This is a genomic window from Petroclostridium xylanilyticum (genome assembly GCF_002252565.1).
Taxonomy (GTDB): domain Bacteria; phylum Bacillota; class Clostridia; order SK-Y3; family SK-Y3; genus Petroclostridium; species Petroclostridium xylanilyticum.
The window spans coordinates 75,533-97,829 of record NZ_NPML01000018.1 but is presented as its reverse complement, the minus strand read 5'-3'; the positions used below and the strand labels follow the sequence as shown (position 1 = coordinate 97,829).

22 protein-coding genes are annotated in these 22,297 nt (G+C 37.2%); 10 read left to right on the top strand and 12 right to left on the bottom strand.

Annotated elements, in window-relative coordinates:
• Nucleotides 1–144: 144 nt before the first annotated feature.
• Nucleotides 145–1,020, top strand: coding sequence for a ComEC/Rec2 family competence protein (locus CIB29_RS10425; RefSeq protein ID WP_094549458.1), 876 nt, complete (start codon nt 145–147; stop codon nt 1,018–1,020).
• A gap of 79 nt (nt 1,021–1,099) precedes the next feature.
• The gene (locus tag CIB29_RS10420; RefSeq protein WP_094549456.1) at nt 1,100–1,324 is read left to right on the top strand and encodes a DUF3006 domain-containing protein; all 225 of its coding nucleotides are present in this window, start codon (nt 1,100–1,102) and stop codon (nt 1,322–1,324) included.
• A gap of 39 nt (nt 1,325–1,363) precedes the next feature.
• Here the strand turns inward: CIB29_RS10420 and CIB29_RS10415 are convergent, their stop codons facing one another.
• A complete protein-coding gene (locus CIB29_RS10415; protein WP_242965157.1) occupies nt 1,364–1,918 on the bottom strand; it encodes a phosphatase PAP2 family protein in 555 nt (184 codons plus the stop codon).
• 198 nt (nt 1,919–2,116) lie between these two features.
• On the bottom strand, nt 2,117–2,560 hold the full coding sequence (locus tag CIB29_RS10410; protein WP_094549451.1) for a VanZ family protein: 444 nt from the start codon (nt 2,558–2,560) through the stop codon (nt 2,117–2,119).
• Between the two features lie 335 nt (nt 2,561–2,895).
• On the opposite strand from CIB29_RS10410, the gene CIB29_RS10405 reads away from it, so the two are divergent.
• The 3 genes from CIB29_RS10405 (at nt 2,896) to CIB29_RS10395 (ending at nt 5,180) form a co-directional block, all read left to right on the top strand.
• A complete protein-coding gene (locus tag CIB29_RS10405) occupies nt 2,896–3,849 on the top strand; it encodes a Gfo/Idh/MocA family protein (RefSeq protein ID WP_094549449.1) in 954 nt (317 codons plus the stop codon).
• Between the two features lie 89 nt (nt 3,850–3,938).
• Nucleotides 3,939–4,622, top strand: a complete 684-nt coding sequence (locus CIB29_RS10400) for a cytochrome c biogenesis CcdA family protein (protein WP_094549447.1) — start codon at nt 3,939–3,941, stop codon at nt 4,620–4,622.
• Between the two features lie 18 nt (nt 4,623–4,640).
• Nucleotides 4,641–5,180 carry a peroxiredoxin family protein gene (locus CIB29_RS10395; protein ID WP_094549445.1) on the top strand — a complete coding sequence of 180 codons (540 nt, stop codon included), beginning with the start codon at nt 4,641–4,643 and terminating at the stop codon, nt 5,178–5,180.
• Between the two features lie 73 nt (nt 5,181–5,253).
• Here the strand turns inward: CIB29_RS10395 and CIB29_RS10390 are convergent, their stop codons facing one another.
• The gene (locus CIB29_RS10390; RefSeq protein WP_094549443.1) at nt 5,254–6,447 is read right to left on the bottom strand and encodes a DNA polymerase IV; all 1,194 of its coding nucleotides are present in this window, start codon (nt 6,445–6,447) and stop codon (nt 5,254–5,256) included.
• Nucleotides 6,448–6,690: 243 nt separating this feature from the next.
• Between CIB29_RS10390 and CIB29_RS10385 the strand changes: the two genes are divergently transcribed.
• Nucleotides 6,691–7,629 carry a 5'-methylthioadenosine/S-adenosylhomocysteine nucleosidase family protein gene (locus CIB29_RS10385; RefSeq protein WP_198543833.1) on the top strand — a complete coding sequence of 313 codons (939 nt, stop codon included), beginning with the start codon at nt 6,691–6,693 and terminating at the stop codon, nt 7,627–7,629.
• The gene (locus CIB29_RS10380; protein WP_198543832.1) at nt 7,580–8,596 is read left to right on the top strand and encodes an SPL family radical SAM protein; all 1,017 of its coding nucleotides are present in this window, start codon (nt 7,580–7,582) and stop codon (nt 8,594–8,596) included. The genes CIB29_RS10385 and CIB29_RS10380 overlap by 50 nt, the downstream gene beginning before the upstream one ends.
• A gap of 44 nt (nt 8,597–8,640) precedes the next feature.
• Here CIB29_RS10380 and CIB29_RS10375 read toward each other — a convergent pair whose 3' ends face one another.
• Together CIB29_RS10375 and CIB29_RS10370 are read right to left on the bottom strand one after the other, a co-directional pair.
• Complete coding sequence (locus CIB29_RS10375) at nt 8,641–10,017, bottom strand: DUF4046 domain-containing protein (protein ID WP_094549441.1); 1,377 nt, start codon at nt 10,015–10,017, stop codon at nt 8,641–8,643.
• A 128-nt stretch (nt 10,018–10,145) separates the two neighbouring features.
• Entirely contained in the window at nt 10,146–10,529 is a 384-nt protein-coding gene (locus CIB29_RS10370) for a hypothetical protein (protein ID WP_094549439.1), read from the bottom strand.
• A 346-nt stretch (nt 10,530–10,875) separates the two neighbouring features.
• Between CIB29_RS10370 and speD the strand changes: the two genes are divergently transcribed.
• A complete protein-coding gene (gene speD, locus CIB29_RS10365) occupies nt 10,876–11,268 on the top strand; it encodes an adenosylmethionine decarboxylase (protein ID WP_094549437.1) in 393 nt (130 codons plus the stop codon).
• Between the two features lie 298 nt (nt 11,269–11,566).
• On the opposite strand, the gene CIB29_RS10360 is transcribed toward speD, so the two are convergent.
• The gene (locus tag CIB29_RS10360; RefSeq protein ID WP_094549435.1) at nt 11,567–12,484 is read right to left on the bottom strand and encodes a DUF445 domain-containing protein; all 918 of its coding nucleotides are present in this window, start codon (nt 12,482–12,484) and stop codon (nt 11,567–11,569) included.
• A gap of 240 nt (nt 12,485–12,724) precedes the next feature.
• Between CIB29_RS10360 and CIB29_RS10355 the strand changes: the two genes are divergently transcribed.
• Complete coding sequence (locus CIB29_RS10355) at nt 12,725–13,648, top strand: AEC family transporter (RefSeq protein ID WP_094549433.1); 924 nt, start codon at nt 12,725–12,727, stop codon at nt 13,646–13,648.
• A 183-nt stretch (nt 13,649–13,831) separates the two neighbouring features.
• Here CIB29_RS10355 and CIB29_RS10350 read toward each other — a convergent pair whose 3' ends face one another.
• The 6 genes from CIB29_RS10350 to CIB29_RS10325 all read right to left on the bottom strand — a co-directional run bounded on the left by CIB29_RS10350 (nt 13,832) and on the right by CIB29_RS10325 (nt 20,410).
• On the bottom strand, nt 13,832–14,935 hold the full coding sequence (locus CIB29_RS10350; RefSeq protein WP_094549431.1) for a Gfo/Idh/MocA family protein: 1,104 nt from the start codon (nt 14,933–14,935) through the stop codon (nt 13,832–13,834).
• A 75-nt stretch (nt 14,936–15,010) separates the two neighbouring features.
• On the bottom strand, nt 15,011–16,144 hold the full coding sequence (locus CIB29_RS10345) for an ABC transporter permease (protein WP_157910271.1): 1,134 nt from the start codon (nt 16,142–16,144) through the stop codon (nt 15,011–15,013).
• A complete protein-coding gene (locus CIB29_RS10340; RefSeq protein WP_094549426.1) occupies nt 16,131–17,315 on the bottom strand; it encodes an ABC transporter permease in 1,185 nt (394 codons plus the stop codon). Before CIB29_RS10340 ends, CIB29_RS10345 begins: the two co-directional genes overlap by 14 nt.
• 11 nt (nt 17,316–17,326) lie before the next feature.
• Nucleotides 17,327–18,376, bottom strand: coding sequence for an HlyD family secretion protein (locus CIB29_RS10335; RefSeq protein ID WP_157910270.1), 1,050 nt, complete (start codon nt 18,374–18,376; stop codon nt 17,327–17,329).
• A gap of 19 nt (nt 18,377–18,395) precedes the next feature.
• Nucleotides 18,396–19,856: a TolC family protein gene (locus tag CIB29_RS10330; RefSeq protein ID WP_094549422.1), complete on the bottom strand. Its 1,461-nt coding sequence runs from the start codon at nt 19,854–19,856 to the stop codon at nt 18,396–18,398.
• A gap of 74 nt (nt 19,857–19,930) precedes the next feature.
• Nucleotides 19,931–20,410 (bottom strand): MarR family winged helix-turn-helix transcriptional regulator, encoded by a 480-nt coding sequence (locus CIB29_RS10325; protein ID WP_094549420.1) that lies wholly within the window; start codon nt 20,408–20,410, stop codon nt 19,931–19,933.
• A 264-nt stretch (nt 20,411–20,674) separates the two neighbouring features.
• Between CIB29_RS10325 and CIB29_RS10320 the strand changes: the two genes are divergently transcribed.
• Nucleotides 20,675–22,297: a response regulator transcription factor gene (locus tag CIB29_RS10320; protein ID WP_094549418.1), complete on the top strand. Its 1,623-nt coding sequence runs from the start codon at nt 20,675–20,677 to the stop codon at nt 22,295–22,297.

Here is a 22,297-nt window from a genome sequence, read left to right as displayed (position 1 = left end):
TTTTTATCAAGCTGTTTTAAAGTTTTTAAAAAAGCACAACTTACTATCTGTTAAATTTTATGCTATAATAAAACTATAAATAACTTAAAACAAGACCATTTTTTCGAGCTCAGGCTCCGAACTAACAAAGGCAGGTATCCACCCATGAAACTAAAAAAACTCTCTATCATATGTCTAATATTCATACTAACGTTTGTGACTGCTGCTTGCACGATTACTACATCCGATACAGAAAAAAAACAGGACCCGGATGCTCTAAAAATACACTTTATTGATGTTGGGCAGGGTGATAGTATTCTGGTAAACCTTCCGCAAAAATTTACAATGCTGATTGATGCCGGAAATAATAATGACGGAGAAAAAATAGTTAGATATATTAAGGATCAGGGAATTAAGCGCATTGATTATATCGTAGGTACTCACCCCCATGAGGACCATATAGGAGCACTGGATGTAGTTATTCAAACCTTTGATATAGGAAAAGTATACATGCCCAAGGTTTCACATAATACAAAAACATTTAAAGATGTACTGCTGGCGGTAAAAGAAAAAGGACTAAAGGTATCAAGCCCTAAGCCGGGGGAAATCATTTTCGATAAAGAAGACCTGAAAGTACAATTTTTAGCTCCTAACGCGGAAAAGTATGAAGAGCTTAATAATTACAGTATCGTAACAAAGGTGACGTATGGTGAAACTTCATTCCTGTTGACCGGCGATGCAGAAGATGTATCTGAAAAGGAAATGTTGGAAAAGTTTGGTACGGGGCTAAAAGCCAATGTACTAAAACTGGGACACCATGGCTCCACATCCTCCACAACCCCGGAATTCTTAAAAGCAGTCAGTCCCGAATACGCGGTCATCAGTGTAGGAAAAGACAATACCTACGGACACCCGCATAAAGAAACGATAGGACGTTTGAATAAAAAGGGTATAAAAATTTATAGGACGGATAAGAATGGTACGGTAGTAATGAGTAGTGACGGGCAAGAAATAAGTGTTTGGGTAGAAAAAGAAAATTAGTGGACGCGGGGACGGTTCTTCTGTCACATGTCCATGTGACAGAAGAACCGTCCCCGCGTCCAGAAAACGGAGGTTACTTATGAAGGCTACAATAGACCGCTTTGAAGGCAAATTTGCCGTACTGGAACTGGAAAACGGGCAAATACAAAATATCGCAAGAAGTCTGCTCCCACCCTGTGCACGGGAGGGAGATGTACTGGATATTGTGGATGGTTTTTTTCACCTGGACAGTTGTGAAACAAAGAAAACAAAAGAGGAAATAGAGAAGTTAATGGAAGAAGTATGGAGCTCGGATTCAGATTGAGATTAAGATTAAGATTCAGAATAAAGTTATGGGAGAACTTTATTCTGAATCTTTAACGTTTCTATATGAATTTTCAAGTAGGAAAATTTTTATCATGTCAAATTTATAAATAGCCAAATAAAGCACAGTGCTTAAAATAATTCCGTATATCACATCCAGGATAGAATGCTGTTTGAGCGTCACTGTAGACATGATAATTAATATCATTGTAATAAAGGACCCTGCCCGAATCCAGAACTTTTTCTGTAGAGCTTCACACTTCATTACAGCAACATGTACTGCTATTGCATCTAGTGTATGCATGCTGGGTGCAGAATTTGTTGGCGTATCAGTTACATATATATAATAAACAAGCCGGGAAAAAATATCATTGCCTCTGATAACCGGGCGTAAATTCTGGCCGTTCGGGAAAATTGCATAAACAGCAAAACAAATGGTCATTCCAATAAACATAAAAAAGGCTAAATTGTAGAAATCTTTCTTTGATGTCCAACCCAGATAAACCAACGCCATAATAATATAAATGTACCAGAATAAATAAGGCACAACCATCTCCTTAACAAAAGGAATATAGTCATCTATTCTTGAATACATAATATATTTTGGAACAGTCATTTTCTCATAAATGTTATATAAAGAGAGAATTACCAGATAATAGCTTAGTATACTAAAATGCTTATACTGCTCAAATTTTTTTTGTATAAATTCGATTGTTATCCCCCCCTGGAATTCCAGAATACTTATACATTATACGAAAAAAAGTAAATAATGTTTAATGTTTCAACATTATTTTCATTTTCTCCGGGTTTTAGTTATTGTCCAATATATTAGTGTCCCTATTCCACCGCCAATACTATCAATCAACACATCAGTAAGTGTGCCTGTCCTTCCCGGTACAAAAAGCTGGTGGAACTCATCGGTTGCTGCGTATCCAATTGACAGGAAAAATCCATATAGAAGACTTAGTTGTAATGAAAAACCGGAACTTCTAAATGCATTGATGCAAAGAGTACAAAGTATAAAGTATTCGGTACCGTGAGCAATTTTTCGAATCATCAAATGCAATAAACCAATGTCTGCTGTTATTTGTAAAGCAGATAAGATACCAAGTACTATATTTACTGCTGCAAGGCTGGACTGGCTGGAATCTGTATCCGGCATTGCAGAGAAAAAGAATATTACACCCATCCATAAAATAACCAACAACCATGAAACCTTTTTATTATATATTTTCATTTTATCAACTCCCTTGAAACATTTAACAATATAACATAAATATTTACTAATGAAAAGGTTATAATGAGCGAAGTTTAAAATTTAATATTTCCTTCATACAAACTTCGCGAATTTCATCGATAACTACCTTAATTTATTTATAATTTTAAAGTGAGTTATCGATATAAATTTAAATAATTTTCATATTTTTTAAATTAAGTGTTAAGATTAGTGGTATAATTTAATAAGTGTTAATTTATTCAACATGATAGTACAAATAATAATGAAAGTTGTTTACAGTTCTTTTCAAAAGGCTAAACCACAAACTTCGAACTAAAAACAAGGAGGTAACTACAATGGAAAAAAGGATTAAATGGGGAGTGCTGGGATATGCCAAGATTGCCAGGGAACAAGTTATACCTGCAATAGTAAGAGCCTCTAATTCAGAATTTTACGCAATTGCGTCCAGGGATGCAGAAAAAGCAAAGCAGTGCCAGGAAAAATTCGGATGTTCAAAGGTCTATAAGAGCTATGATGAATTATTGGACGATCCGGAAATACAGGCTATATATATTCCTCTACCAAACTCATTACATAAAGAATGGACCATTAAGGCTGCACAAAAAGGGAAACATATATTATGCGAAAAGCCTATTGCATTAAACACGGAAGAAGCTCTCGAAATGATTAAAGTATGCGAGCAGAACAATGTAAAATTAATGGAAGCTTTTATGTACCGCTATACTGATAGGACCAGGAAGGTTAAAGAGTTGTTGGATAGCGGAATTATTGGAGATGTGAAATATATCAACTCTTCTTTCAGGTTTTTATTGAGCAGGGAAAATGATGTGAGAATGGCGCCAGAGCTAGGCGGAGGTTCACTATATGATGTAGGATGCTATCCTATTAATTTTGTTGGTATGGTTACGGGCAGTTCCCCAGTATCCATGTCCGGAGAGTGTGTGCTGCAAAATAGAGTAGACGTTTTATTTTCTGCTGTACTTAAATATGAAAATGGTATCATAGCGGTTATAAATTCTGGATTTAACGCTTTCACGCGGGTATTCTCAGAAATAGTAGGAACCAAAGGTGTCATGGAAATACCCGATACCTTCTTTGGCAACGCCGGAACCATTACTATCACTACTGCAGAAGGCAGGAAGGAAATAGAGGTTCAAGAAAGTGACCGGTATCAGTTGGAAGTCGAGGACTTTGCCGATGCTGTTCTAAATAATAGACAGCCACTGTTTAGTTTGGAAGAAACAGTGAGAAATATGAAGATTATAGATCAATTATTAGATAGAAGGTGACACGGGTGACACGGGGACGGTTCTTCTGTCACATGCATGCATGTGACAGAAGAACCGTCCCCGTGTCACCTAAATAAAGGAGGTGTACAATGACCGACGTATCTCTCGTAATGGTACTTATAGAGGGAATTCTCACGTTTGTTTCTCCATGTATTCTGCCCATGCTGCCGATATACTTTGTGTATCTTGCGGGGACGTCAAATGAGACTGCTGAAGGTATTAACACAAAGCTGATATTCAATTCTCTCGCATTTATACTGGGGTTCACTGTTGTCTTTACGTTATTGGGGGCATCTGCAACTGCTATAGGGGGATTGCTGCGCAGCCATGCGGACTCGCTTAAAAAGGTTAGCGGGACCATCATTATTATATTTGGTTTATATTTTTTAGGGATACTTAAGTTAAGCTTTTTAAGTAGAGAAAAAAGAATTCATATGGAATTCAAAGAACTTGGATTTTTTAGTTCCATGTTATTTGGAGCAGTTTTTAGCCTTGGATGGACGCCCTGCGTAGGGCCTTTCCTGGGTTCCGTATTGCTTCTGGCAGGTACTGAAGAAACTGTAACCAGGGGAATTCTGCTTCTTCTGGTATATTCTTTTGGTTTGGGAATTCCTTTTCTAATTTCAGCTATTCTGTTTGATAAAATTAAGGGAATCTTTACAGTTATTCAAAAATATCAAAAGGTAGTCAACATAGTCTCGGGAATCATCCTAATTATTATGGGTATTCTTATTTTCACAGGCAAAATGCAATACTTTAGTGTGACGCTGTAACAAGGGGGTGAATAAATTATGGGTGCAAAAAAAATATTTGATATAGTTTTCTGGACGGTTATTATTGGTGTACTTCTTTTCGTTGGATATACTTATTATAACAGGAACAAAGAACAAAATGCACTGGAACAGATTGATAGAAAAATTGTGGCTCCGGATTTTGAGCTCAAGGATTTGGAAGGTAAGCAGGTAAAGCTGTCCGATTATAGAGGGAAGCTGGTCTTTTTAAACTTCTGGGCTACATGGTGTCCCTATTGTGTAGAAGAAATGCCTGATCTTGACCGGGCAAACAAAAAGCTTGCCAAGGAAGGCAAAGCGGTTATACTGGCAGTAGATTCAAAAGAAAGCTATCAGACGGTAAAGGATTATGTTGACAAAAATAATCTATCGTTACCGGTGCTGCTGGATGAAACGGGGCAGGTATCCGCACAGTATGGAGTACAGGGAATACCTATAACCTTTATCATAAATCCCGATGGAACATTTTATAATGCTATCTCAGGCGCTACAAGCGAGAAGACAATTCTTAACCTTGCGAAGAAGATAATTAAAGATTGAGGCTGAGATACAGATAAAGATATAGATATAGATACAGGATCTTGTTTCTAAATCTAAATCTTTATCTTTATCTTTACCTTTTATTACTGAAATCAATCGGATCTCTTATAACGTTCATTCCATGCTTTTTCTTCAATTGAAAGAGTGTATTGGAAAGCCTATCTTTCTTTACAGGGGCGTTATCCAACATATCAAAGCTGATTTGCTGGAAGGATTGATTGGTAAGGTTGCTTAAAGATAGTCCTACCAGCCGTATGTATCTATTTCTTTCAACCTTGTTTAGCAGTTTACAGGCGATATTGTAAATGGTGTTTGTATCATTGATAGGTTCTTCCACTGTCTGGGAGCGGGTAATAGAGTTCATATCGCTGAATTTTATTTTTAATGTTACAGTCCTGCACCATTTTTTTTCTTGTTTCAGCAATAACGCCAGTTCTTTTACGATTTCCTTCAAGGTATTCCGGATAAAATTAAAATCATTTGTGTTTTCCTGGTAGGTAGTTTCCCGGCCGTAGGATTTTGCTTCTTCGTTTGGAGTTACTTCCCGGTGGTCAATTCCCCGGCACATATGATAGATATCTATACCGTGACTACCCAACAATGATTTTAAAAAGGACATGTCCAATTGTCTTAGATCTTTTACAGTGAAAATTCCGTATTTTCCTAATATTTCCTGGGTCTTTTTGCCTACGCCATATATGACACTGACAGGACGGCCTAATATCAAAGCGTCCAGGTCTTCCGGGTTCATTATTTTATAGAAACCATCCGGCTTTTTCTCCTCGCTTGCCAGTTTTGCAGTCATCATATTATAGCCTATTCCTACCGAACAGGTTAGCTGTAACTCATTTTTAATACGCTTTTTGATTTCCCATGCAATCTGTTCCGGGCCTCCAAAGAGATGTGATGTATAGGTAATGTCCAGGTACCCTTCATCTAATGCAACAAATTCAGCTATATCCGTAAATTCGAGAAGAATTTTTCTAATTTGAGAAGATACTGCTTCATATTTCTCAAAGGACGGACGGAGATATACCCCATCAGGGCAGCGCTGGTAGGCGTCCTTAATATTCATAGCTGAACGTATGCCAAATTTCCTGGCTTCGTAGGAACAGGTAGACACAACCCCCCGCTGGTGAGGAAGAGCACCGATAATTACCGGTTTACCCTTCAAAGAAGGATTGTCTCTAATTTCTATTGCGGCATAAAAAGCATCCATATCTACATGAATGATGGTTCTGCCAGGCATAACATCACCTTTATCCATATGATTTAGAACGTTTGTTCTATATTATAGCATAGCTTAGTAAGGAATAGAAGAGGCAAAACAAGTGATAACACTTAAAAATGAAATTTACAAAATTATCCATATATATCCCTCCAATATGTTTTACTAAATTAGACTGTAAGGCCAACCTTTTTGTTCCGTGGGATAATATAACAGTGTTTGTAAAATCTGTCGCACTATTGAATCTATGATAAATATATAATATAATTTTAATGATATAATATGACAGGTGACATGGGGACGGTTCTTCTGTCACATAATTATGTGACAGAAGAACCGTCCCCATGTCACCTGTCCATAGCTAAAAATGAAAGGACCACAAATATGCTGTATATTGCAACTGCTTTATATATTGAAGCAAAGCCTGTCATTGAGTATTTTAAATTGAAGAGGAATAATGAGGACCACTATTTTCAGGTTTTCCACAACGACATAATAGCCCTTATTATTACAGGAGTAGGAAAGGTAAACAGTGCTATTGGAGTTTCGCATATCCTTTCACAACACACTTTGAAAGAAGAGGACTGCATTGTGAATATCGGAATTTGTGGGGCGGGGACCGAAGATGCAGGAATAGGCAGGGCATATTTAATTAATAAAATTACCGACCATGAGACGGGAAGGGATTTTTATCCGGATGTTCTTATGCGTCATCCATTTGAAGAAGCAGATATTGAAACTTATGCCAGCCCGGTAACAACGGAAAGTAACTTGTCAGCAAAGCTTTGCGATATGGAAAGTAGTGGGTTTTATCAGGCAGCTTCAAAATTTTTCTCTCCTCATCAGATTTATATGATTAAAATCGTTTCGGATAGACTTGAAGGGGAGAGGCTTAAAGAGGATTTTATACTCGAATTAATACATAATAACCTGGAGGCAATTGATAAATTCCTGGCAGTGATTGCAGAAAGCTTTCAAAAAGAAGAAATACTGCAGGCTGATGAACGCCGGATGATAGCCGGCGTTATCCAGGGGCTGAGACTTACTGAGGCCCAAAAGAATCAATTGGTTAAAGCATGTGAAAACTATAAAATTAGAAAGGATAAAACGAATTCAGTTAATGTTTTAGATTTTTTGAAAGAGTATGAGAATTTAAGGGTGAAAACAAAGGATGAAGGAAAAAAATTGTTCCGGCAAATTATTGGAAAATTATCTGAATAGCTTTTCTCATATATACATAGAGAAAGAGATATTGGGCCATGAAGTGACAGAGCAGATTTTAAAAAGACTGCCAAAAGCGCAAAGGGTACTTATTAATAACTATCGGGATATATTTAACAGGCCCAGGCAAAATTATATTATCCAGAAAAGGTCTCAAAAACTGATCCTGGCTAAGAAGAAATTTGACTTTATATATCCCGGTTCGGGGTTGTGTGAAAATTTTGGGGAAGAACATTTCTACTATTCGTCAAGCATTATGAACTGCTTTTACGAATGTGAGTACTGTTATCTGCAGGGGATGTATCCTTCCGGCAATATCGTAATCTTCGTGAACCTGGAGGATTATTTCAGTGCAGTAGATGAATTGACCAGGGATAAAAAGATTTACCTGTGTCTTTCCTACGAATCGGATCTGCTGGCATTTGAAAATTTAACCGGGTTTACCGGCAGGTGGATCCATTATGCAAGGAATAATGCTAACGTCTTGGTAGAAATCAGAACTAAAAGTGCAAATTTTAACGCAGTTGCAGATAAGGAGATTCCGCGCAATGTTATTTTTGCATGGACACTGTCACCGCAAGAGGTGATACAAAACTATGAAGCCGGAGCACCTTCACTGGAGGCAAGGTTAAACAGTATCAGACAGGCAATAGCCAAAGGGTTAAAGGTTAGACTATCCCTTGAACCTCTCATTATGATAGATGATTTAGAAACTGTTTACAAAAACTTTATCCATTCTATTTTTGCTGTTATTCCCCCGGAAGGAATCAGGGATGTTAACATCGGTGTTTTTCGCATGAGCAGGGAACATATGAAAAGAATCAGCAAGCTGAAAAAGAACTCCAAAGTTTTTGCATATGAGATGAATTGTGTGGATGGAAATGTAAGCTATAAGCAGGAAAGGGAAATGAAACAGATAGTCTATAATGAAGTAATTAAATATCTTGAAAAAGACAAGGTGTATTAAAATGCGACAGGGGACAGTTCTTGTTTGTCGCATCCTGTCGCAGTTTAATTCGCATATCGCTTTACCATAAACTGATGCTGCTTGCTGGTTTTAATGTATTTCTTCAATGCTGGTTCAATTTCAGATTTCTTTAAATATCTGAACCGTATGGTGGTATGATTTTCAAAACCATTTTCGTGTACCAGTTTCATCACGGTCTTATGGTCAACATGATACTTATTCATCAATTCCTGAACGGTAATATAATCCTCTATCGGTCTTGGAATAAGCGGGTCTCCACCGAAATGCTTTTTGCACATTTCTGAGATGGTGGTAGGATTGCTGCCCAGCTCTTCCGCTATTTGGACATAGGTCAAGCCTTGTTTACGCAATCTCCATATATCATCTTTAGAAATTTCCTGTATATCTTTTTTGGCGCTTTTATATTCAAACCCATAAGATGCAATAAATTCGTCAATGGTCATATTATTCTTTTTAGCATGCCTTTGTACAAAATCATATATGGTTTGATGAGCATGCAGGTTGTAGATATATTTGCCTGCAGCAACCTTTTTCAATCTTCTTATAACGGCTTCATCACGTTTTTTCTTAATAAGTGCATTGATGTCATTAATAATCTCTTTTTGATGATCTTCATTGCCAAGAGTTTTATATAAATAGTACTCTTTGGCTTTCAAAGTAGAAGAATCAAATAACGCCATCAGCATTCCGGCCAGCCCTAACCTGCGGAAGTCTGAGGTTCCCAGCATAAGGATATCATCCAGAGTATACCTTTTCTTTTTAAAGATTTTATGCATGAAGTAGAAAGCGTTATCCAGGGATTCGGAGGCAGCCCATTTGATTTTATACTTAAAATCGGTAGGATGAAATTTATCCGGGTATACAAAGTTAAAAAGAGCATAAATAGACCAATTGAAATAGGCTAAAACATTGTAGATACCGTGCTTAATTAATCTCTTCTTCCAGTCAAGGGTAGGAATATCCTCAATTCGCCGGATACCTTCTTTACGCACCATATCCTGGACTGCTTCAATAATGAGGTTATCGTCGTGCCATAAACCGTGTTTGCTCCACATCCATTCTTTTAAAGTCCTGTTCTTAAATTCCTCCGGATAAGCATTTTTTAAAAGTTCCAGCACATCATGGTTAAAAACACGTTGAACCATTCCAAAAAGTTTTCCTCTAACCAGGATAGATTTGATTTGTTTTAGATTGTACTTTGGCAAATCCGTTACTTCCAGGTGGGCCAGATTCTCCAGGCAATACCGGGTTAGAATCCTGCACTTAACTTTAATTCCCTTTAACTGGTATTTCTCTTGAGTCCAGAAATTTTTAGGGAACTGACCGTCATTTTCGAGAACTTCTTTATATTCAACTAGTGCTTTAAGTTCTTCTGTCTTCAGCTTCAATAAATCTACCATATTTCAACTCCCCAATTTTTCATATACAATAATTGTACCACTTTAGGACACATTTATTCAATAACGGATTTTGACAATATAAAAAGGAGATGTTTGACATCTCCTATCCGAAAAGCAACCTGCCTTATTCATACTGTTTTATGATTGTTAAGTATATCAATAAATCCTTGGGCGCTTCTATATTGCAAATCAATAAAATACATCCCGTTAGTTTGAATGATGTTGACACTATTAAATACTCGTGAGTTTTCCTTGTATTTCCTGTACTTGGTTAAATCCCTACTGATTTTATAAGCTTTGCCAATGATTTTATTCATCTCTTTGTAATACTCAATTGGGTTTGCAAGTAAATGCAGTTTTGCAACAAAATGATGGTTATTATCGGTTTCTATTGACATGAGTGTACTTTCAGCAGATAAAATGTTTAGTAGTTTCTTAGTCATTGATAATGGTATAGGGACCGCGCTGTCCAGGTTAAAAAAATCACCTTTTTGCATCCGGTCAACTTCCATAGATATGCTCCTTTCGAATTTAAAAACAATATAATAATATTATATTATTATGCATTATTAAAGTAAAAAAGGTATTTTTCTTCTTATATATATTATACAGCATTATTTGAAAAGATAAAACTAAACTTTTTGTTAAATTTTAAAAAAATATTTGATTTTTCTCTAGATTTGTGTTATATTTTTTAAGTGACTTAATTATACTTAAGTTTATTCAAATTTACTTGTACTTATTCCACTTAAAGGGTTGGAACATCTGCTGAACTAACTATCCTGTGGATTAGGGCATCGGTTGAACTAACCTTCCCCCGTGGTGGAGAAAATATTAAAAAGATTGGGGGACAGTATCATGAATACTTATTCAAGACACTGTATTATGGAACTTTGGGAATGTAATAATGAATTTCTCGACAACAGGGAATTAGTTGAAAGGGTAATGGTAGAAGCTGCACTGGAAGCCGGAGCTGAGGTTAGAGAAGTGGCTTTCCACAAATTTGCGCCTCAAGGAGTATCAGGAGTAGTTATTATTTCTGAGTCGCACCTGGCAATCCATACTTTTCCGGAGCACGGTTATGCGAGCATAGACGTATTTACCTGTGGGGAGAGAATTGACCCACAAACAGCAGCACAGTTAATTGCAAAGAAGTTGGGCTCAAAACGTATTTACGAAGTAAACCTGGAACGTGGAATGGGCGAAATGACCTTCGTAGATAATTTTAAAAAGAAGACACAAACAGCGTAAATAAGCTGAAAGAAGCGCTTCGAGTATTATTCGAAGCGCTTTTTTGCTATTAACTGCCACGCCGGACTGCACCGGCGCAAATAATGATGAAAATATGCTTGATTGCTCAGGGCTGCGACATGGGGACTGTGCGACATGGGGACGGTTCCTCAGTCGCATGAAAAGCGCATTCGACAGACGAACCGTCCCCAAGTCGCATCCCTTCTTCCTGCTAAACCGGACTTTTTCTGTGGTTTCGGTTTTACTCCCCACTCTCCACTCCCCACTGTCCACTCCCCACTCCCCACTATGTTTCATGTTAACTGAATAATGGCATTAAAAAGCCCATGATTAATCCCAATAATGCTCCCAGCCAAATAATAGCCTTAAGTTCCTTATCCACCACGCTTAAAATAAGCTGTTCAACTTCCAGAATATCAAAATCATTGATGCGTCTTTCGACAATAGAAGGAATATCAAGCAGAGCTGTAACTGTCCTAATATTATTTTTAATTATACGATTAAAAATATTTAGTGCCATCTCTCTTATTTCAGGAATTTTGTCACTTGCCTTTTGGGACAAGTTACCTATTTCTAAGTTTAAAATGCCTTGTATTTCGTCTTGTACCAATGATTCAATAACAGCGCGGGAGTCAGTATAAAGCAACTCTTTAATTTTTCCGGTAATGATGTCAATGATAGAATCTATAATACCTTTATTAAAGCCCAACGCCATTTTAATCAGCGGGTTAGCTGACTGTTTTTCAATATAATTTACTAAACTTTGTGATATATATAAACTGATTTTTTCCATTACCTCGGGAGAATTAATTTTTTGATATAAGAAGTCAGCAACATCCTTTTGAATATTAATAAGTATATTTTCTGATTCAGCATCATCCAGTAGATAATGTATAACGTCGGTCAGCGTTTTATTACTATGCTGAACCTCAGCTAACTTCTGGTCGATAAATTGTTCTATTTTTTGGTGGAAATAGGGCGAGGTGAGGGTATCGATAATAATTTCATCTGTTAAAAGTTTTTCACCCACTGCTATACCTATACTTCTCGCCAACCGTGCTTTTTCACGGGGGATAATACCGGGAGTAAAAGGAATCCTTATACCAAAAATATATTTGGCTTCCAACGGTTTAAACAACATTTTAATTGCTATAAAATTTGTAATATAACCTATCAAGGCACCTACCAGTGGAGCAGTAACGTACGCTGAATTCATAAATACTGTACTCCTTCTTTTGTAATTTAATATCTATTATTATTGCACCAAGTCGTAAAAAGGTCAAGATATTACAAAATCAAAAGGGTGTATATTTTATATTTGAAGGATATTATGGAAAGAACGTTGCGGAAAGGCTTAGAAGCTGTCCAATTATAAATTAAATGCACCCAAATCAAAATTTTTGTGGTATAATATTTGGGGCAACCGGAGTTATTAATAAGTGTGAGGAGTTTTGATATGGACTTTTTTGTAACTTTTAATCAGATATTAATACTTTTTATGTTACTATTAGTTGGTTTTATTACACGGAAATTGAATATAGTAGATGCTTCCTTTAGCAAGAATCTGTCTAACTTTTTATTTAATATTACATTGCCTGCGATGATTATTCATGGCATGAACCATTCCTTTTCTGCCGAGATTTTGACAAACGGTGTGTGGCTTATCGTAATATCTCTTGGTATACTGGCTTTTTCTTATGTTGTGGCGGTGTTGGCAGTAAAATGGTTAAAAGTAGACAATTTGTCACGGAACATATATCAATTCGGAATTATGTTTTCAAATTTTGGCTTCATGGGTTATCCGGTTGTAGAAGCGTTATTTGGGGAGGAAGGAATCTTATATGTCTCAATGTTTAGTATTCCAATACATTTTTTATTTAACTCTTTAGGAATCATGGTTATAAAGAGAGGTGAGTCCAATAGTGTGAAAATGGAACCGGAAAATGTTATTAATCCGCCTTTTTTAGCCACAATAGCAGGGTTGTTTATATTTGTATTCTCTTTAAAAATCCCTGAACCGATAACCATGTCAATAAAGATGATTGGTTCTACCACAACACCTCTGTCCATGATTCTGTCAGGGTTGATATTGGCCAATGCCCGGCCTAATGAACTTTTTTCAAATTATAAAGTATATATCGTAAGTTTTATACGATTGATTTTTCTGCCCGTGATTGTGTTGTTTATTTTAAAAGCATTTCATCTGAATCTGTTAATGATTGGCATACCTGTAGTTATTACTGCTATGCCGGTAGCCGCCAATGCTTCCATACTGGCTGAAAAATACGACGGTAATGCCTATCTTGGCGCCCAGTCCGTATTTATTTCCACATTGCTATCGGTTTTGACAATTCCTATCATAGCATACTTCATAGCGTAACAGGGGAACCATCCGAAATCACTGAAAAAGTCATGTTTTGCAGGAAGAATGGATGCGGCTTGGGGACAGTTCGTCTGTGCGACATGGGGACGGTTCGTCTGTCGCATACGCTTTTCATGCGACTGAGGAACCGTCCCCATGTCGCAGCCTCCCATGTAATTAGTAAACTAAATTCAATACATACTATTGAAGGTACTGTCCATGTTCCGGCTCCTGGTAAACATGAGCATAGACTCTATATTCCTCTTCTCCAATGCTTTCAGGGACATCTACCTTAACCGGCTGTTTTGTTTCTATAGACTTTAGTATGTCAAACACCATCTTAACGTCGCCATATTCGATTTCAGGAGTTACTGAGATGTTTTCTATTCCTATCATGGCATTATAGAAATTTAATAGCTCATTGAAGTATCCCCGGCCAGGGGTATACTGGATCAATTCACGGTTGCCATCATTATAAGCTACGTTTATAAAGCCGCATGTCTTCTCTTCCAGATAAATCTCGCCTTTTGTACCAAAGATACGCATTCCTACAAGGGGTGCCTGCATTTCCTTGCCGTCAGGGTAATAAACATACTGCCCAATTACACCGTTTTTGAACAGGATCTGCACATTAACCGACATGTAAGGATTAAAGTCTTCTTTCTGCGGCCTTCCCATTGCGTATACATGATCTACAGCTCCGAAGATATGCCTCATTCCGGCAAGGTCGTGAAGCGCTGCATCCAGGAAAGCACCGCCTTTGTAATCAGGATGCTGTCTCCATTCCTTGGCAGCAAAGGTATCCTTTTTCATTTCGGATTCAAAATCTACTACGTTATTTTGAATAAAGTATACAACTTCTCCGATTTTACCCTGGTTAACGATATCACGGATCTTATTAATCTCTTCATTGTACCTATAGTTTTCTGCTACCATGATTTTAACATTGTGCTTCCTATGGAGGTCAAGCAGCTGTTTTGCCCCTTCCATAGTAGCAGCCAAAGGTTTTTCTGCAATAAGGTTTTTATTTGCTTTAATTACTGCAGCGGCAGCATCATAATTCTGGGATATCGGGACCATTACATCGACAGCATCTATGTCCTCTCTTTTTAACATTTCATGATAATCATCATAGACGTTTTTAAGGTCTAAATTAATTCTCCTGGCAAAATTCTCGGCATCTGCTTTAGTACGGTTGCAAAGTGCTACAATTTCATACCGCTCTCCAAGCTCCTGAATCGCCGGCCAGTGCAGCCGCTCCCAAGCCATACCTGTGCCGATAACTGCCAATCTTACTCTTCTCATTCACATTTCTCCTTTCAAAATAGACTCTTTATTAGTATTTAAATTTAAAGGAGAAAAATGAATGGGAAAAAATGTTTATATTGTTTTTGATTTAAACCGCTTTTTTACCAGCCAGAAAGCCACAGGAAACCAGGCTAGCGTATAGATGACCATTTCTAACATATTCGTACGTACTGTATTGAATGAGACTCCTTTAAACAATAATTCATCAAATGGCCTTGCAAAGTTAATGAGAGGCCACAGGATTTTTATGATAGTGACCAGTATTTTTGGCATCTGTTCTTGCGGCCATACATAACCGCAGCTTACAAAGGTCGGCAGAGACAGCATAAAGGAAACTTGGGCAAATTTTAGCTTATCTTTTGTAAGAGCGGCAAGAATGAGAGCAGGACAGCTAATGGCAAATACAAAAATACTGCATAATAATAGCGCTATGGATAGATTGCCTCTTATGGGAACTTTAAACACATTTGATACTATTGCAACTGCAGCAAATGTGGATATTAAACCGAAACAGCAACAGGATAATATTTTTGCAATGAGTCTTGTAAAAGTGTTTTTTACGGCGATATCCGCACCATGTTTAATCACTGAAATTCCAATACCGGACAGCATAATTTGCTGCAAAAATACTGCCACAAATCCTAATATCAAATAATTCATATAGGTCAGCCGGGGGTCATAGAGAGTCCTGTCATTAAAGTTAAAAACCATTGCCATAGCCTGAGCGGTTTGCGGCATAACTCCTTTTGCTTCTAACAGTTTCATCTGGACGCCCGCTGAGATGGTTTGAATGATGCCGGCTGCAGCCGCATAAGCATTATTACCGATAATCATGTTGGTTCCGTCTACAATTACCAAGACCTCGGCAGAACGCAAAGTATTAACATTTTTTGAGAACTCATGGGGAAGATAAAGGCCCATATAAACTTTTTTTGTATCTATCAGCTTATGAAGTTCTTCTTTAGAGTTTACATTATATTTTACATGGAACCTGTCATTTTCATCAAATTGTTGTATAATCATTCTGCTCATGCTGGAATTATCTTCGTCCAGCACAGCAATAGGAATGTCCTCAATGTAAGGATTTACATAGATTCCACCAAACAGCAGTGTCAGGAAGATTGGTGCTCCCAGAAGAAGTACAATAACGTCAAAGTCTATAAAGGTGGTCTTAATATCCTTCAGTAGCGTTTTAAGAAAAAACAACCGGCTCACCTTCCTCTACAGTCATGGAAGCAGTTTTTGTTTCTACTGCTTTTAGCCTAAGAATTCCCAGTATACTGGCAAAAAGGGCGGCTGCCGTAAATTGGGAAAGCCAGGCAATATCCTGCATCATATTTTCCAATGGAATGCCCTTTAAAAACAAATCCCTAACATTATCACCATAATGGTAAAAGGGAAGAAAGGTAGCTGCCAGCTGGTAAGGCTGCGGCATTGATAATACCGGCCAGGTGTAGCCTGCCATAATGGTACTGGGAATAAAAATGACCGCATTGATAGCGGTGGCAACCATTTCATTTCGAATCCAGGTAGAAACCATGATGCCAAAAGCCGCTACAGATAGCGCAAAAACAAAGCTTAGTACCAGCGCATGGCTGATTTTGCCTCTAAAAGGAATATTGAAAACTTTATTTTGTATATAGATATTTATAGTCAGCGACAGGAAACCAAGCCCGCTGTAAAAAATAATTTTTCCGAGCACATATCCGAGCCGTTTCCTTAAATTCTGTTCAAGTTCGTGGTTCTTTACCGCCACAGCAGTCATTAGTGCAATAGCGGTTTGTACAATGGCAGCTCCAAAGCCTGGTGTTAAAAAATTTTTAAAACTTTTAGCCGGGTTATATAAAATTCTGTTGTTAAAACTGATGGCTAAAGCCATTTTTTGTGCCATATCGCTGTGCAGGTTCAGTTTTCCCTGCAAAATTCTTATCAAAATACCGGTTTTCAATGTAAGAAGTATTTCACTTGCCCGGGTTTTTGCAGCACTTACAATAGACATGTGACTGCCATCATACAGCATTAAGATAGTAGGGGAACGTAATTCGATTACATCTTTACCAAACCCTTTTGGAATAATCATGCCTACGCGAACCATGCTGTCGTCTAGTAAATTTTTCAGCTCCATGCTTGTATCCACATAATACTGTACGTTAAAAATTTCACTTTCACTAAACTGCTGGACAATCATTCTGCTCAAAGAAGAATTATCCTGGTCCATCACTGCCATTGGAATATGTTGAATCTGATCACCGGAAAATTCATAGCCTAAGAGGATGTTTACCAGCAAAGGAATCACTATAAGCACGATTAATATCATTTTTTCTTTTACCGCCGTATTCCATTCTTTTGCAATGGTACATAATATGCTTTTAAACATGGCAGCATCACCTACTTTTTAAATTGTACAAAAGCTGTCATTCCAGGCCTAAGGGCTTTTGAATTATTTTCAAGCTCTATTTTTACGCCGAAAGACAAAATATCAAATTGACCATTATCGTTAGTAGACCTTTTGGTGGCAAAATCAGGTTTTTGATTAATACGCACTACTTTTCCTTTAAATATATTGTCAGAAAAACCAGGTATTTTTACATCCACTTCCTGGTTTAATGAAATTTTCTCCAAGTCTGTTTCTTTGACCTTTACTTCAACCCATGTACTGCTTAAATCGGTGACGGTGGCTATGGGCATCCCTGTAGACACCAATTCACCTTCATCGGAATTGATTGCTGTAATGACGCCGTTAATAGGGGAGATTATTTTAGTATCTTTTAGATATGCCTGGACCTCCTGCAGGCCGGCCTGTGCCTGTTCAAGCTTTCCTTTGGCTGCCTGTTCCATTGCCATAGCCTGTGCCACCAGTGCTTGAGCGCCGCTCTTATCTTCACTTCTGGCGCCTTCCTGGGCAATACTTAACTGCTGGCGGGCAACTTCTAACTGTGTCGCTACTTCATCTCTTTTTTGTCCTGATACTGCACCTTTTTCATAGAGGTTTTGGACTCTTTCGTAAGTTTTTGCCATAAGATCATAATAGGCCTGTGCCTGCGCAATTTCCTGTGCCCTTGCCCCATTTTCCGCTTTTTGCAGCGTTGCATTTGCGGCAGCCACCTGCCCCTTTGCTGCCTCATAAGCTGCTTTAGCCGCCTCAATTTGTGCGATCGCTTGTTCTTCCTTGGCTTTTAATTCATCGCTGGAAATTTCGACCAACAAATCTCCGGTTTTTACTTCTTTTCCCTCTTCAATGTGAAGCTTCACGATTTTGCCTGGAATCTTGCTGTTAATGCTTACTTCTTTTGCTTCAATAACACCTTGGGAAATAATACCTAATTCGGGATTAAAAACCCGGGTCTCCGTATCGTTTTTTACAGCACATCCTGCAGCAAAAGATACTATTATTAGTATTAAGCTGAATAAATTAAAAATTAGTTTTTTCTTATTCATAGATGCCAACCTCACTTTATTAGTATAAAAATTTTCCAATGTCATTAAGGTATTTCATCTTAGCAAGATTATATCCATACATGATCTCAACAACTTTTTCTTCTACCTGTGCAAGATTTTCTTGTGCTGCAAGGACTTCAACAATTGTTCCGGCGGCCGACTCAAGATCCAGTTTTTTAAGCAGGCTGGTTTCTGTTCCAAATCCCTCATTATACTTATATTCAGCTATTTCCACGCTTTCTTTTGCCTGTTCAATCATCTCTTTAGAAGTGTTTAACATCAGGCCGGTACTTTGCAATGTTTCATACGACTGACGGATGGAACTTTCCACGTCTGACTTTGTTTTATCAAGATTTAGCAGTGCTTTTTGTTTTAAAAGGTTTGCTTCCTGATATTGAAACGTTATGGAAGGATATTTCTTTGTTATAATATCAAAGTTTAAGTTATATATTATCACTTCGCCTGCAGCCTTCTTTACCTCCAGGCGGTTTTTCAGGCCGCTTGCCAACCCTTCTTCAAGGTCAGGTTCTTCTACATGGTCTGTGAGGACATCGGTCAATGTAATCTCACTGTTCAGAGGAATATTTAAATTTTTCTTTAATTCTGTGAGGGCATTGTTGAGATCGCCCTGTGCTTTTTGATATTCAATTTTAGTCCCTGTATAATATAAATTTGCCAGCAGCATGTCATCTTTGGCCTTCATGCCAGCCTCATAACTATCTTTAGCAAAATTGTATTGTTTTTCAGCACGATCCATCGCTTTTTTCTTTACTTCAAGCATTTTTTGTGCTTTAAGAACATCGTAATAACTTTTTTGAATGAGCATGGCAATCTGGTTTTTATAAATGTCATAAGAAGCTTTTGTAACTTCATACGACACTTTTGTCATTGTTGTCATTAAATCTCCGGTTGCTTTGCTATTTAATGCACCTAAGTTATCCATTTTTAATTTTTCCGATAATACTCCGCCCGCTTCTTCAAGTGCATTATCGATAGAAGACTGTCCATTTGCCAGTTCATTTTCTGCATTTTCGATTTGCTGTTCTATGGATTCTTTGATACTGGTTTTAATTGTGGCTTTTGCTTCCTCTGATAATGGTAAATTGTTAACATAGTTATCAATATCTGCCCCTTTAGGAAGAGTAAATGGAGTCCCAGAGATAGGAATATCAGCGGGGGCCTGGTTGTTGGAATAATAATTTTTTGCTTCACTTAATTTGTCGCGGCCTTCATCAATCGCTGCATCCCCATTGTCGAGTTTATTGCGGCGATATTTCGCTCTTTTATCAGTTAAAGCACTCAAGCTGATTTCATTTTCCACCTGTTTTAACATGATACTGTTTTTTAAGCCTAGCTTAACTGCTTCTTCTAGTGTCAAACGTAATACATTTTCATCCTGGGCCGCTGCATGCTTCATCGGAATTAAAAAAATTGTGCTCAATAGGGATATTAATATTATGGAAACAATTTTTTGCTTCATTTGGTCCTCCTTCTTCCAATTTAAAGATTAAAGTAAAATATGATATTAGGAGTTATCTAAGAGTGTTAAACATGTCATTGGGCTATATCGATTAACCCTTGTTGCAATTTCCTAAGAATATGAAGTATCTGATTTTTTTCATGATCATTTAGTATTGTCATAATATCTCTGGACCACTCTTTATACTTTATAATAATTTCTTCGGTAAATTGTTTGCCTTTTTCTGTAATTACTGCTGTAATTTTTCTTCGGTCCACACTGTCTCTTATTCTTTTGACGAAACCCTGTTTTTCAAGCCGGTCGATGAGGCCGGTTATGTTTGCTTTTGTAACCAGCATTTGTTCCCCTATGTCTGAAAGCGTCATCCCCTCCTCTGAATTCTTGTATAAAATTACAAGAACATTAAATTTGGTATGAGATATATTAAATTTATTGAAAAAACTGCTATGAACTTCTTCAAGGATATCGGCAGTTTTTTTTAATTCAATAATTGTCTTGTTTGCAATTTCATCTACCCAATCATAACTCTCAGCTAGCTTTTTTAGTTTATTCATCCTTCACACCTCTTAAAAAAATTCCAATATTCATTATAGTACGATTATATTAATATGTAAATAGTTAATATATAAATTATTTATATATAAATCAGATAAAATTTGTATTATTTAATGTAATAAAAAACTTTTTGAGTAAAGAAAAAGATTTTCTTTGTAGGACAACAGGAAACACCTTCTATTGACACCCGACTACAAATATGCTAGCGTAAAATATGATGAGGTATTGAACAGTTTGCTGTTTGTGTTTTGGGGGTTGCGTGAATGTATAAGATTGTTATTGTAGATGATGAAGAAATCGTAAGAGAAGGAATACGTGACAATGTAGAGTGGGCTGCACTGGGACTTGAGTTTGCCGGGGAAGCGGAGGATGGGCTTCAAGCATATGAATTGGTCAAAAAACAGAATCCCGATATCCTCCTGGTAGACATTTGCATGCCTCATATGGATGGTTTGGAGTTTAGCCGTCTTGTGAAAGATACACACCCGGACTGCAAAGTGATTATTGTGACCGGTTATGATGAATTTGATTATGCCCAACAGGCAATAAGGCTTGGGGTGGATGACTATATATTAAAACCTATTACATGTGCGGAATTGACAGAGTTGTTAGAGAAAGTAGTTAAAGAGCTGGATTGGAAAAAAATGCAGCAAAGAGAAGTAAGGCATCTTAAAGAACAATTGGATGAGAGTCTTCCGCTTCTTAGAGAAAAAACGCTCAACAAGCTAATCAATGGAGAACTAAACCCGGATAATCACAGAGAAAAATTCGATATATTGCAAATAAATGCCCAAGCTAAGTTGTTTGCAGCAGCTTTGATAGACATAGATAACTTTTCTGAAGCTGAAGTAGATTTTAGGCAGGATGAGATGGATTTAATACAGTTTGCTCTGCTTAATGTAGCTAATGAAATTATGCATGAAAAGAAAAACGGGATTGCTTTTAAAACCGGCCAGGATGAAATAGCTTTAATTTTCTATTTAGAGACTACGAATAGAGAAACCGGGCTGGAAATAATCAATTCCATTCTTTCGATAATAAGGCGAGTGATGGTAGATAATTTAAAATTGACTATGTCTATAGGAATAGGAGATTTATATCCTGACATCTGTGATCTGGACAAGTCATATAATGAGGCCAGGAGGGCACTGGACTACCGGTTTTTCCTGGGTAACGATGCCATTATAAATATTAAGGAAATCAGGCAGCCGGAAGGTGTACGTTATCGGTATCCTAAAGATCTTGAGAAAAAGTTGATAAGTTCTCTAAAAGGTTCTTCAAAGGAAGAAGTAATAGGCATTTTAAATGAAATATTTACACACATGAAAAATTCCAGCATAAACATCGATATATGCCGGAATACCGTAATCGAAATGCTTATTGTGATGCTAAAAGCATTTGCTGAAATTGGCATTCAAATGGATGAAATATTTGAAGAGCGCATTAATATTTTAAAAGAGATCAACCAGTTTAAGACTCTGAAGGAAATAGAGGAATGGGTTAAACATCTGTATCTAAAAATTGCTTCATATATTGAAGATAGGGCCAGCTCGACCAAGATGCATATTTTAAAGGTTATAGAATATATAGAAAACAATTTCGGGGATAAGGATCTGTCTTTTAGGGCAATGTGTGATATTATGCATTTGAGCCCCAGTTATTTTAGCCTGATTTTTAAGAAAGAGATGGGAGAAACTTTTATTGAATATTTAACCCGTGTAAGGATGGAGAAGGCAAAAGAACTATTGAAAAATTCGTCCTTGAGAACCTATGAAATTGCCGATAGAGTGGGGTATAGCGACCCGCATTATTTTAGTTCTATTTTTAAAAAGATTACCAATATGTCTCCCACTGAGTATAAAGAGAAAGTAGGGGGTAAGGCGTAA

Excerpts from the sequence above, each read along its gene's own strand:
- CIB29_RS10425 (WP_094549458.1), top strand. The coding sequence starts at position 145 with ATGAAACTAAAAAAACTCTCTATCATATGTCTAATATTCATACTAACG.
- CIB29_RS10420 (WP_094549456.1), top strand. The coding sequence starts at position 1,100 with ATGAAGGCTACAATAGACCGCTTTGAAGGCAAATTTGCCGTACTGGAA.
- CIB29_RS10415 (WP_242965157.1), bottom strand. The coding sequence starts at position 1,918 with ATGTATTCAAGAATAGATGACTATATTCCTTTTGTTAAGGAGATGGTT.
- CIB29_RS10410 (WP_094549451.1), bottom strand. The coding sequence starts at position 2,560 with ATGAAAATATATAATAAAAAGGTTTCATGGTTGTTGGTTATTTTATGG.
- CIB29_RS10405 (WP_094549449.1), top strand. The coding sequence starts at position 2,896 with ATGGAAAAAAGGATTAAATGGGGAGTGCTGGGATATGCCAAGATTGCC.
- CIB29_RS10400 (WP_094549447.1), top strand. The coding sequence starts at position 3,939 with ATGACCGACGTATCTCTCGTAATGGTACTTATAGAGGGAATTCTCACG.
- CIB29_RS10395 (WP_094549445.1), top strand. The coding sequence starts at position 4,641 with ATGGGTGCAAAAAAAATATTTGATATAGTTTTCTGGACGGTTATTATT.
- CIB29_RS10390 (WP_094549443.1), bottom strand. The coding sequence starts at position 6,447 with ATGGATAAAGGTGATGTTATGCCTGGCAGAACCATCATTCATGTAGAT.
- CIB29_RS10385 (WP_198543833.1), top strand. The coding sequence starts at position 6,691 with ATGACAGGTGACATGGGGACGGTTCTTCTGTCACATAATTATGTGACA.
- CIB29_RS10380 (WP_198543832.1), top strand. The coding sequence starts at position 7,580 with ATGAAGGAAAAAAATTGTTCCGGCAAATTATTGGAAAATTATCTGAAT.
- CIB29_RS10375 (WP_094549441.1), bottom strand. The coding sequence starts at position 10,017 with ATGGTAGATTTATTGAAGCTGAAGACAGAAGAACTTAAAGCACTAGTT.
- CIB29_RS10370 (WP_094549439.1), bottom strand. The coding sequence starts at position 10,529 with ATGGAAGTTGACCGGATGCAAAAAGGTGATTTTTTTAACCTGGACAGC.
- speD (WP_094549437.1), top strand. The coding sequence starts at position 10,876 with ATGAATACTTATTCAAGACACTGTATTATGGAACTTTGGGAATGTAAT.
- CIB29_RS10360 (WP_094549435.1), bottom strand. The coding sequence starts at position 12,484 with ATGAATTCAGCGTACGTTACTGCTCCACTGGTAGGTGCCTTGATAGGT.
- CIB29_RS10355 (WP_094549433.1), top strand. The coding sequence starts at position 12,725 with ATGGACTTTTTTGTAACTTTTAATCAGATATTAATACTTTTTATGTTA.
- CIB29_RS10350 (WP_094549431.1), bottom strand. The coding sequence starts at position 14,935 with ATGAGAAGAGTAAGATTGGCAGTTATCGGCACAGGTATGGCTTGGGAG.
- CIB29_RS10340 (WP_094549426.1), bottom strand. The coding sequence starts at position 17,315 with ATGTTTAAAAGCATATTATGTACCATTGCAAAAGAATGGAATACGGCG.
- CIB29_RS10335 (WP_157910270.1), bottom strand. The coding sequence starts at position 18,376 with ATGAATAAGAAAAAACTAATTTTTAATTTATTCAGCTTAATACTAATA.
- CIB29_RS10330 (WP_094549422.1), bottom strand. The coding sequence starts at position 19,856 with ATGAAGCAAAAAATTGTTTCCATAATATTAATATCCCTATTGAGCACA.
- CIB29_RS10325 (WP_094549420.1), bottom strand. The coding sequence starts at position 20,410 with ATGAATAAACTAAAAAAGCTAGCTGAGAGTTATGATTGGGTAGATGAA.
- CIB29_RS10320 (WP_094549418.1), top strand. The coding sequence starts at position 20,675 with ATGTATAAGATTGTTATTGTAGATGATGAAGAAATCGTAAGAGAAGGA.